The organism is Pedobacter sp. 01T416_2 (assembly GCF_056398925.1).
In genome coordinates, this window is sequence record NZ_JBFTQI010000085.1 from 1 (window position 1) to 11,761 (window position 11,761).

The 11,761-nt window shown below is 40.4% G+C and carries 6 protein-coding genes and 1 pseudogene; all 7 read right to left on the reverse strand.

The features are described 5' to 3' along the window. Positions 1–1,428, reverse strand: a 1,428-nt coding sequence (locus AC1DPQ_RS05715; RefSeq protein ID WP_477608347.1) for a glycoside hydrolase family 2 protein, incomplete at its 3' end; no start/stop codon positions are given. Beyond that, positions 1,428–2,762 carry a sialate O-acetylesterase gene (locus tag AC1DPQ_RS05720; protein ID WP_477608349.1) on the reverse strand — a complete coding sequence of 445 codons (1,335 nt, stop codon included), beginning with the start codon at positions 2,760–2,762 and terminating at the stop codon, positions 1,428–1,430. The genes AC1DPQ_RS05720 and AC1DPQ_RS05715, both read right to left, overlap by 1 nt. A gap of 194 nt (positions 2,763–2,956) precedes the next feature. After that, positions 2,957–4,789, reverse strand: a complete 1,833-nt coding sequence (locus AC1DPQ_RS05725; RefSeq protein WP_477580674.1) for a six-hairpin glycosidase — start codon at positions 4,787–4,789, stop codon at positions 2,957–2,959. Positions 4,790–4,936: 147 nt separating this feature from the next. Beyond that, positions 4,937–5,863, reverse strand: a complete 927-nt coding sequence (locus AC1DPQ_RS05730) for a glycoside hydrolase family 43 protein (RefSeq protein WP_477608351.1) — start codon at positions 5,861–5,863, stop codon at positions 4,937–4,939. A gap of 278 nt (positions 5,864–6,141) precedes the next feature. Further along, on the reverse strand, positions 6,142–7,542 hold the full coding sequence (locus AC1DPQ_RS05735) for a glycoside hydrolase family 140 protein (RefSeq protein ID WP_477582277.1): 1,401 nt from the start codon (positions 7,540–7,542) through the stop codon (positions 6,142–6,144). Position 7,543: 1 nt separating this feature from the next. Continuing rightward, positions 7,544–10,705 (reverse strand): DUF6298 domain-containing protein, encoded by a 3,162-nt coding sequence (locus AC1DPQ_RS05740; RefSeq protein WP_477582275.1) that lies wholly within the window; start codon positions 10,703–10,705, stop codon positions 7,544–7,546. A 172-nt stretch (positions 10,706–10,877) separates the two neighbouring features. After that, positions 10,878–11,761 (reverse strand): annotated as a pseudogene (locus tag AC1DPQ_RS05745) (polysaccharide lyase); the annotation flags it as partial.

Here is an 11,761-nt window from a genome sequence, read left to right on the forward strand (position 1 = left end):
GCCTGCACCATGACCGCCATCCCACATGCCATGCAGAAATTCGGTCGGCATTAGAATATTGTGTCCGTGATCGTAATTGCCGATTCCGTAGTTAAATTCGCGGTAATGGGTGGTTTCGAAACCTCCAAAAACTTCCCAAGGGTGGATTAAAGGACGTTTTTGTATATCTTCTTCAGCAAAAAGGTGATCAAGTTCGCGGTTATGTCCGCCTTCATTTCCATTTGCCCAAAATATAATCGATGGATGATTTTCATCATTCAGCATCATTTCTTTCATCAATTTTGTTCCCGTAGGCGTATCATAAGTACCATGCCAGCCTGCCAATTCATCCATTACGAATAAGCCGAGCGAATCACAAACGTCTAAGAAGTGTCCATCTGGTGGATAATGCGACATCCGAACGGCATTCATGTTCATTTCTTTCATTAACAGCACATCAGCAATACTGATTTTTTTACTCGTTGTTCTGCCTGAGGATGGATAAAAAGAGTGACGGTTTACACCTTTAAATTTCATTTTCACCCCATTCACATATACACCATCACGTTCTTTTACTTCTACCGTTCTGAAACCTATCTTTCTAGAAAGCTGATGGATTTCTTTGCCATTTTTAACTAAAGTGAATGTTGCAGTGTAAAGATTTGGAAATTCTGACGACCACAATTCCGGATTAGAAAACTGATGGCTAAGGCTAAGCGTTATACTTTGTGTTCCTTTCTTTATTGAAGTGGTAAATCGATCTCCAAAACGTTTAGCATCTTTCGTAAAAACTTCTACTTCAACTTTATCGGCATCGCCAGTGTAAGCAAGTTTGGCATCGAAATTTCCGTTGGCTTTGGCATCGACCTGAATTCTATCGATATGTGTTAAAGGCAAAGATTCAAGATAAACTGGTCTGAAGATGCCACCAAAAATCCAGAAATCGGCCTTCCGTTCAGCCTCGTTAACGGATTGATTAGCTGAATGTTTGGATACTTTTACTTCAAGTAAATTATCGCCACCAAGTTTTACCAATTTAGAAATATCGTATCTAAACACATAAAACGAACCCTGATGTGTTTCTCCGGCAGATTTTCCGTTGATTTTAACTTCGGTATCCGTCATCGATCCCTCGAAAACAATATTGATTTTTCGGTTTTTCCAATCTGCAGGAACCTTAAATTTATGCTTATAAAGTCCTTGTTCTTTGCCTTTGTTTTCCTCTTTGTTGAAACCGTAATTATATTTTCCAAAACCTTGCAATTCCCAGTTTGAAGGCACGGGGATGGTGGTCCATTTGCCCGAATTTGCACCAGCTGTACAGAAGAAATCCCAGTTAACAGTGTTATCGTTCCCTGTTCCTGATAGGTATAATTTCTCCGTTTGCTGTGCTTTTAGGGAGCAAAACATGGTTGTTAAACACAAGAAAAGTATAAATCTGCGTTTCATTAATTGGTTTTAAATTGTTTTGATAATGGATTATCGGTTCTAAAAGGCAATGCTGGCAAACCGTAACAGTTAAAATTTCCTGTTGGATTTTCTGTCCAGTTATAGCGAACCACAGTTGGTTCGGCAATTTCTTTTGAAGAAACCACCACTTTATCGTCTTTTACGATAGCTTCAGCATTTACGAATTTACCCTCTTTCCCCGCGATTGTAAATCCTAAAATAGGTTTATTGTTTAATTCCAGGTATGTAAAATGGAGCAATGCTTTTCCGTTTTTAAAGGACGCAGACTGGTAAATCGGCCCAGAAAAAGGTATGTCTTTGTTGTATGTTTTTGCCAGCGCCAAAAGCGATAATCTTCTACCTATTTCCCATTTATAAGTTGGATGTAAATCTCCCCCATTATCGTTTAAATCTGATGTAGAAATCATCCCCGYATTGGGCAAAAGTAATAGCTGTTGTTGCGCCTCCCAAAAAGTTGGTTCCGTTTCGGCAGTTAATACAACCTTATCGCTTTTTTGTTTACTATAATCGAAAGGTGCAATTTGAACATAATAAAACGGCAGATCCTTTTCTTTCCAGGCTTTTCTCCAACTATTGATCAATACTTTCATTTTATAGGCGTAGCTGATTTTCTCGTTCAGAAAACAATTGGTTTCGCCCTGATACCAAAGAAAGCCGCGGATTTTAAATTGTGTTAAAGGTTCGATCATGGTCGGATAAAATTTACCAGGATCATTATTTACTTTTTGGTTTTTGAAGTAGTCTTCCTGCGCAAATGCATTTTCTGCTATCCAAGGTTCAATGGCGCTGCCTGGAATGGCCGAAGAGATCATGCCTACGGGAATACCTAATTTTTCCTGAATTTCTTTCGCGAAGAAATAACCTACGGCCGAGAAAGCACGTAATGCCGAATCTTGGGCTACAGACCAGCTTTTGTGGATCGAATCGGGTTTGTTTAATGTTTTACGGTTAACCAGGAAAATCCTGATCTGATTATTGTGTGCTTTGTCTACTTCGTCGGATGGAAAACCAAAGTACTCATTTTTGGGCTTGGGGATTTTAGCCAATTTCCGCATCGCGTATTCCATATTGGATTGACCTGAACACACCCAAACTTCGCCAACCAGAATATTGGTTAATATAATTTTATTTGAGCCTGTGATAGACATTGTTTGCGGCTTTGCTGATGTTTTGAGTGGAGCTAAAACAAGAAGCCAGTTCCCATTTTTATCGGTTATTGTCTGTTTTTTTTGTCCAGCAAAAGTGACTTCAACTTTCTCATCCGGAGATGCAAAACCCCAGATATTGATGGGTTTATCCCGTTGTAAAACCATATTGCTCGATAAGATCTGAGGCAAGAGTATTTTTGCACTGGTGGAGAGGGAGCATAAAGCAAGAATGGCTACGAGTAAGAAAGATTGCCACGTCGTGCCTCCTCGCAATGACGATGAGGCGGTCGGAATGACGAACGCTTTAGAACGCAACGAGGGGAAAACTGAAAACCTCAAACTAAAAACTGCCAACTGTCTCAAAATCCCTCCGTTTTTAAGTATTTAATCGAATAAACAGCTTCCGTTTTCTCTGATTCCCCTGCATTTTTCAAATCATAGGTTTGATCCGCAGGTGTATCTACATCAGGAAAACGACGAACATCGCCGGTGCGGAAAACAATTCTGGAAACATCGGCAACTGGCTGAAAAGCCAGACTTGTTAATGCATCTTTTCCATTTACGGTGATGGTGTAAAATCGGGTAAACGCATCTAATTTCAACTTGATATCATAACTTTTACCTGCTTCATATTTCATGAAGTTTTTATACCGTGCACCAGCTTTTGCGCTTAAAGTTCCTGCAGTATCAAAAGTCAGGCGTACAGTTGCCATTCCTTTCGTATCCTGCAATTCGATTTCCAACAAACCAAAATCATTTTGCTTTGGCGTAACCGAAAACGAAGCAACAATTTTTCTGGACGCAGGAAACAGTCTTTCGGCTTTTGCATAGTCGAACGGATCTTTATCTTTTAAAACCAAAGTACCGTTATCGACGTTAACAGGCGCCCAAAGCGGACTGTATATGTTCCACATTTCGAGCGCTTTATCAGCCGGCATTTTACTAAAATCATCATTTACATGTTGTGTAGTTTTGTCATTAACGGGTACCGGAACCGAAGAAACCCAGATGTCTTCTTTATTCATGCTGTAGGTTACCCATAATTTTCCATCCGCGGGTTTTCCGTTCCCTTCTTCAATACCACGAACATACTGCGGACCGTAAGATTTGTAATTGCCTCCGTAGCGCATTGGCGTAATTTCACCATGCACCAGTAAAAGATTGGTATAATCGAGTCCGTTTTTGCTTGTTGAAATGGCTAAAGGCCACCTATACTCTGAAGGATTATAAACCGTCGCGTAGTTACCATCAGCAGTTTTTTGACCCCATATTTTGGCATTGCTGTTTACAAAACCCGGTGCACGCGACGCGTTTTCAGGCCAGCTTTTACCGTTATCATTGCTGATTGCTGTTAAGGCATTTTTCCATAAACCAACTACTCTTCCATCAGGCAAGTGATAATAGCTGAAGGCTTTATACTGTTTTTGTAAAGTAATCAAAGGATCTTTTCTATCTGCCTCTTCATTCCATTGTTGCGTCATTAATTTATTAGTTAATAACTCATTACAAGCCTCAATAAAAGCTTTACTTTTACTTCTGGTGTACAATGGGTATTTGGTGTTTTTCTCCGAATAACCTGGATTGTAATGGATGAAATAAATCGGGCCGTATTTTCCGTCTGCCTGAATTTCTCTTACTGCCCTGCCAATCCCGTGACCATCGTTCGGATCATCTTTTGCATCAAAACTGATGGCGTAAAAACCCAAAACAAGGAACACGTTTTTAGAAGAAACATAAAAGCCCATGCGTTGATGCATCACGGCATCTAAATCTTTCGCTACATCAGTTCTACCCTCTTTTGTGGTTCCATCAGGAATTCTGTAAATCGGAAAAACAACATCCGGCTTAGTCCAGGTGTAACCATCTTTTGAGGACTGTAATAATGTTTGTCCTGGCGGGATACTTTCTCCAACTTTATCGCTCAAATATTCGATGTAAAATTTGTTGTTCCAATAAGCCAACATCGGCGCATGGTTGTAGGTCCAGCCAAAGTTTTCGGCCAGTTCTGGATGTTCTCTGTTTGCCCTGAAAGTTTGGATACTGTGTACGCCCATCACCGGCGAAAGTTGGCCATGATGATAGTCTGCGTTTACCAAGGTTTTACCTGTATAACGCACCGTATCCTGCGCCTGCGAGGTTGATCCTGCAAATGCCAATAGTAAGCTTAAACAAAGTATTTTAAATATTTTCATGTTTATTATCCTAAAATCTCGCGTCATTCTGAACTTGTTTCAGAATCTATTCAATTCTTGAATGATGCTGAACTGAATTTACTGCGTAGCTTTCCGCTTTGCTACAGGTCAGCATGACGATCGAGTATATATATTGCGTTAAGGTTCTTACCTCAATAATTTCTCAATCACTTTCCTTTTCACTTTTATAATTGTTCCGTGTTTATGTCCTTCGGGGATTGAAACCTCCGCAGTTACATCTTTAAAAGACTTAAAATCGGCTGTTTTATAAGCTGAATAAATCTTTTCTCCGTAAGCATCAAAATAAATCAACCAATCCTTTCCAGCTTTTACAACCGTTGGTCCCTCCGTTAATTTCGGACTAAAAGTTTCAGAAACATTTGCATAAGGACCTAAAGCATCTTTTGCAAAAGCAACTTTTAAATTCCTATTCGGGCGGGTATTATCTTTTAAAACCAGCACATAATCTTTGGTTGCGCGTTTCACAATCACCGCATCGATTACACTAAAACCAGGGTCGAGAAACAGTTTTGGCTTTGAGAAAGTCTCAAAATCTTTGGTTGTAATACTATACATCCGGTGGTTATTCTCCTCTTCTTCTATTCCTTTAGCAAAGCGGAACGGTATGGTTGAAGCCCAGATGATTACATATTCTTTTTTCTCGTTATCGTAAAAGATTTCCGGTGCCCACACATTTACCGTTTTTGGCTCACTTTCCATTACCGGAAGAAACTTTTGCGCACTCCAGTTGATCAGGTCTTTCGAACTTGCGTAACCGAAGCCCTTATCGCCTTTCCAGCTACAGGTCCAAACCAAATGAAAGGTTCCATCCGGGCCTTGAACGATTGATGGATCGCGTAAAACTTTCTGTGTTCCCACTTCAGGTTTCAAGAAGGTTTTATTTAAATCTGTCCAATGGTAAGCATCATAACTGTACAAAAGCCTCAAGCCTTCATTTGCGGGTTCATGGAAGGAGGTAAATATATAAGCCTGTTTTGTGCAGGATGTTAAGCCACAAAGCAGCAGGCCAATTATAGCTAAGCGAAATGATGATATGGAATTGGGTTTAAACACTGTTTTTTATTCTTTCGTTATTTTTTTCGTTTGATCGTCATTCTCGCGCAGGCGGGAATCTTAATGCAAACGCTTTAAGATTCCCCATCAAGTTGGGAATGACGACCGAAGTCGAGAAATCTATTAATCGTTGTGTATAGATTTCTCCATTCCGTTGCACTCCAGTCGAAATGACGTTTCTCGCGGTCGTCATTCCCGCGCAGGCGGGGATCTTAATACACAAACAATAGCCAAAGCATTACGATTCCCAATCAAGTTGGGAATGACGACCTAACTATTTATATCTCCTCCAACACCAATACCCAATCCTTGCCATTTGCAGGCTCGCCTGGTGGGTTAAACTCTTTTATTCCTTTATTTTCAAATTCTCCAATTGGGATGATTTTCCCTGTTCTTGGATCAAACCATGATGCTTTTACTTCGTCACCATCTATTTTGCCTAGCTGCACGCTGAAATTGCGCCCGGTATAAGTGTAAAGCAGTGCAAATTCTTCACCTCTTGTGGCAAGAATCCGATCGTACTTTTCGCCGTTTTTACCTGCTACCAAAGTCTGATCAGGCACACGGTCGAAATAAGGATGAGATAACATTAAATCTTTCAAATACTGCATTTGTTTAGCGCCTGGCGCATTTATGGCCGTTATCCATTGGTCTTTAGGGCCATAAGCAGGCTTTAAATCTGTTTTTTTATACATCTGCATCACCGAATTATGGCCATAGGTATAGCCAAAGGCACCCGCAAAAACCGACCAGTAACCATATCTTCTTACATCACTATCTGTCCAACGTGGTTGGAGGGTGTCGTGTAAACCTTGTGGAATATCCTCATAAGAAGGCTCTCCATCAATTGTCGGCTTAGTTGGTTTCAGTTTATAATCGGCTTCAATGTATTTCCAGTTATCTTCTCCATAATGTAATTTCTCATTTTTAGAGGTATCCTGATCGTAACGGCGGTGGCCAGATTGTACCATATCAAAATCGCACCATTTTGCATTCTGAAACCACTGTGATGAGGCTGTTCTTCCCCTAGGGTGAAAAGTAATAAGGTGATTGGGATCATTTGCCCTTAAAGTTTCGCCAATGGTATTCCAAACTTCTTTTTTATCGCTGCCTTTAATATCGCCGCCATTGAGCCAGATTATATTCCATTTCTCTTTATAACGTTTCGCCAAAAACTCAGAATAAGCTTTTGCTTGCTCCTTTTTAACTTTTCCAGCTTTAACATTTGTACCCCAAACAGGCACTAATGCCATATAGAGACCTTTTTCGGCGGCTTTATCGATAATGTAATCAACATGGTCCCAATAATCATAGGCTAAAGAATCTTTTGGATTATTGCCCGGGGTAAGCATCGGTTTTGAAACATCGGCATGAACAACTGAGGAATCGAGGTATACATTTCTCGATGGAACATCATGTAATAACATTACCTGGATGACATTAAAACCTTTTTGTTTGCGGTCTTTGAGATAAGTATTTGCCTCTTCTCTTGTTAACCTGCCAAACAATAACCAGCCAGTGTCGCCAAGCCAGAAGAATGGTTTACCATCACCGGTGGTTAAATATCTTCCATTCTCTGAAACCAAGAGACTTTTATCACCAAAATGCGATTTTTTCTTACAGCCAAAAGCTAAGCAAGAAACCACAACAAGCAGAAATATTTTAGATTTAATGTTCATGTTAAATTTTATTGATGATAATGACTTCGTCTCCTGATCCAACCTTCTCTAACTTAGCAATAGCGCCGGCATTAATTTTCTCTTCTTTAAGCAGTTTCCCTGTTTTGGAGTTCAGCACTTTCACATTGAATTTCCCAGATACTTTGCTCAAATCGAGGTTGATGCCATTAGCAGAAGCGTTATACAAAATATAAGCTTTGCCAGGGTTTTCTAAACCATATTGTTTTGCAGATTTATCTGTAGGTAAAAAGGGTTTCATCGAAGATGCCGCAGTTAAAATTGAAGCATCAATTACATCGACATTGGAGAGCGAACCTCCTGCCATTAAAATTGCCCAACCGAAACTGTCAAAGCTATCTCCTGAATAAATCACCGCTTTTTCGGGAAATTTATTTTTATACGCTGAAACAGCATCATAAACTTCTTCAAAAGATGTTTTTTTAGGTTTTAACAAACGTGCATGCTGACGTGGCGCCAAACTTAAACCACCTTGTGGCGCATAAGCCGTTCCATCGGCCTGGTAATGCCAGTACCTGATATCGATCAGATCAACAACACCAGCACGCTTTGGATCAGCCAAAATCGCGTCCTGAACATCTTTGGTTACGCTTAAACCGATAATTGGGTGCTTGCCTGTTTCTTTTTCCCATTCGTTAATGGTATCGATCCAGAACTGAACAAAGTGCAACGGACCTGTAAATTCGGCACCGATTAATTGGATAACGCCTGTGTTTCCATCAAAATTCTCTAAACATTTTCTGATATAAGCTTTATGGATTGCCTTGCGGTGTTCGTTGCTGATATCGTAAAACTGCTCAGCCATAAAAATGCGTTTGTCGCCGGCATATGGTACAGGTTCAGGGAAACCTGTGTCGTTTATGTTGTTTGCGGTACGCCAAGGAAAATCGGCATAATGCGCCCCGGCCTCGATAATGTTGTGTTGAAAATAGTTCTCGTGGATTAAAACCAAGCCTTTTTGATCAGCCAGATTAGCAAATTGCTTTAACCTGTCCCAATACCAAAGGTTGTATTTGGTAATATCATATTTGCTCAAACCATCCCAGGCTTTATCCTGTCCGCTACGAGCAAATGGCAATTCATAAAAAGGTGCCCAAACTTCGCCATCCATACGGCGGATGCGCTCGTGATCATCTCTTCTTCTATCGTACCATAGGCCATAATTGTGATCTAGCACTTTAACCTGACCGTTTTTCATGGCATCGGTCATCGAATCCAGATCATCTGTTAAACCATTACCTGAACGACCAGGAACGAAACGTGTGATATGAAACTTGGCATTTTTTAATCCATACGGACGGGGGCTTCCGTTCCACCAGGGCACATCCTGACGACCGCCGAGAACGATTTCGCTGCCACGAACCAACCAACCATTTTTGATGCCCATCGCACCCGCAAGAGCAGGTTGAATAACTTGATCTAAGCCGATCTTATCAATGCTCTTTGCCGAACCGGCATCTGTAGGGATTTTATTCCTGTCAGAAGCTGCATCAATATATTCTGAAACGGTTAAAGCAGGTTTGTAGGCTAATTTTGTCAGTTTTAATGCCACATCTACAGGCGGACTGCTTGATGCTTCCGTTTCAACAGGTAGCACAAAATTCCTGCTATCCGCCTCACTTCCCAATCTATCCTTTAGTTGGGCATAATATAAGCTTCGCGGCTGAATCTGTTCGTTTGACATATCCCAATAGCCATTTCCGGCAAATTGAGACCAGGTTCCAAAAGCCCAGTTTTGAGCTGTTGGTGGCTGAAAATTATCAACCCTTGCGGCGCTACATTGCCAAAAAACACTATTTGCAGCACTCCAGCCAGCACCTTGCCCATCCTGTCCACGGTTTAAATAACTCAACGCTTGTCCATCAATATTTACGATATCGAATAATACACCTGATGCCCAGCTATCAATTGCGCCGCTAAAACTGAAAGGTAAATAAGACTGACACTGCACAAAAACATTGGGGCCTGGAGTACAGAAACCTACTGCAAAATCATGGTAGCCATATTCTGAGTACAACCTTTGGAAAAGCGTTTGCTGACCGGTTGTTAAAAAGGTAAAACGGCGCTCGCCACCGATTTCGGAAATTGGAGCTAACGATTTACAATCTTCAACAGTAATCCTTTTTGAAGTTTCCAAAACATTTACTGCAGAACCTGCAAAATGCTCAAAAACCACCTGACGAACCCATGCATCTTGTACGTTTTCTAAACAGATAGCTGTCCAACGGTGATATTCGTCTTTAATATTTTCTTTATGATAATCTGATTCAATTTTCAGATTTTCAACACCAGATTGCGTAATTCTTCCATCCCATTTATATTTCGAAACAGTTGCGCCACCATATTTAGCATCTAAAGCTGTTGTAATTGGCACATCGAAAGTTATTGTATTGCCATTTATGGCGATAATTTTTCTATCCCAATGAATATCTCTTGTCCCTGGTTTCCAGCCCAAAGCACTTTCACCGCCCCCAAATTCGACCGTTTTGAGGATTTCGATCCATTCTTTAGTTGAAGGTCTGTTAATGATGATCTGATCACCTACTTTAAATCCATTGGCATTAGACAGTGTAATTTTATTTGCATTAACGGGCACATAAGGATCAGTAACCGCGATTGCCTGTTCTTCTATCCTGTTTTTTTGACCTATAATCCTGATTACACCAATCCGGTCTAAACCAGTTGCAAAAATCTTTGTACCGTTTTCACCCATTCCACTTCCCCGTAGTACCACCCCAGAAGCTGACAACCTTAATGTTCCGGCAACTTCGTAAGTTCCTTTTTCTAATAAAACGGCACCTCGTAAACCATCTTTACCAAGGGGTAATTTCGAAACATAATTAATTGCTGACTGAATCCTTAAGGTGGCATCGCCCTTTGAAACTGGAACAATGACCTTTATTGTTGCATTAGGAATGGCTTTTTCGCCTGCCATGTAACCAGCATAAGAAAAATCGGGAATCCGGTTTCCATCTGTATCCGGTGTATAAGCTATTTTGCCATCCTTCCCTTTAAAGATAGGTTTTGGTGGCTCTACCGGTTTTGTTTTTTGGGCAAACGAAAAGTTAGTCGCCAAAAGCGCCATTACCAAAAACGGTAAGGTTTTTAGTTGTATAACTTTTAATATGTGGTTAGTTTTTGGCATTGATGTTTTTTTCTTTGTCAACAATCTATGAACGGTCGTCACCCTGAATTCATTTCAGGGTCTTTATAGCATGAAAGATGCTGAAATAAATTCAGCATGACGACAGCCGAAAAGCAAAATTGCTATGCGACTGCCAAGCCTTTCCGCTTTCAACTTTGGCCTTTCTCCTTTCTTAAGGTCTCACTTTATTGATATCCACCAAGCTATTTAAATAAACTTCGATATTGGCATAACCTGATTTCGAAATTTTTGAGGCATCCTTAGCATCTTTCGGATTTAGTCCGTTTTTTGTTTCCCAGGCATCCGGTATTCCATCATGATCTGTGTCTACATAAGGTTTTCCTTTATATTCTGGATAACCGCCAACTTGTGCGATATCAGAAATGATACCTTGTTTATAGGAATTTGCCGGTAAACGGCGTTTTACATAACTTTGTTGAGCAGGCAATTTCCCATCTTCCACATGTTCAATTTTGCCTGTTGTAACCTGTTTAATAATACGTTGATCAACAGCGTCTCTAACAGGAAGAGATGCACCAGCATTGGCCAAAACATAATCATAAGCTTTTTTGGTATCGATGATGGAAATTTTCGCCATTGGCAAAGGTTTATCCACTTTCATCGAATCTAACAACTTTTGTTTATCTCTTTTGCTTTCAGGTTGAACACCACCATCCCAATTATTTTTGGTTACCTTTTCGTTTCCTTCTATAATATTTCCGGTTATATAAGCTTTACCAAATTCGTTGGCAAACTTTTTATCTCTGCCCGATTCAGGTTTTAAGATACGATAAGAAATCGGTTCCCCTGCAGGAGTAATCGGTCCTGGTTTATAGTAGTTGTTAATGAAACTATAAAATGAAGCATTATCGCCACCATCGGCACTTCTGTTCCACCAGTTAAAGATCACATTATTGGCAAAACCAAAATCCCCATACATCCCAACAGATGGATTCCGACTGATATTTGACGCCCAAAGGTTACGCATAAAAGTACTGTTCAAACCACCAATTGTACTTCCAAAAGCATGGTTATAGGTATCTAAAGCCTCAGAAA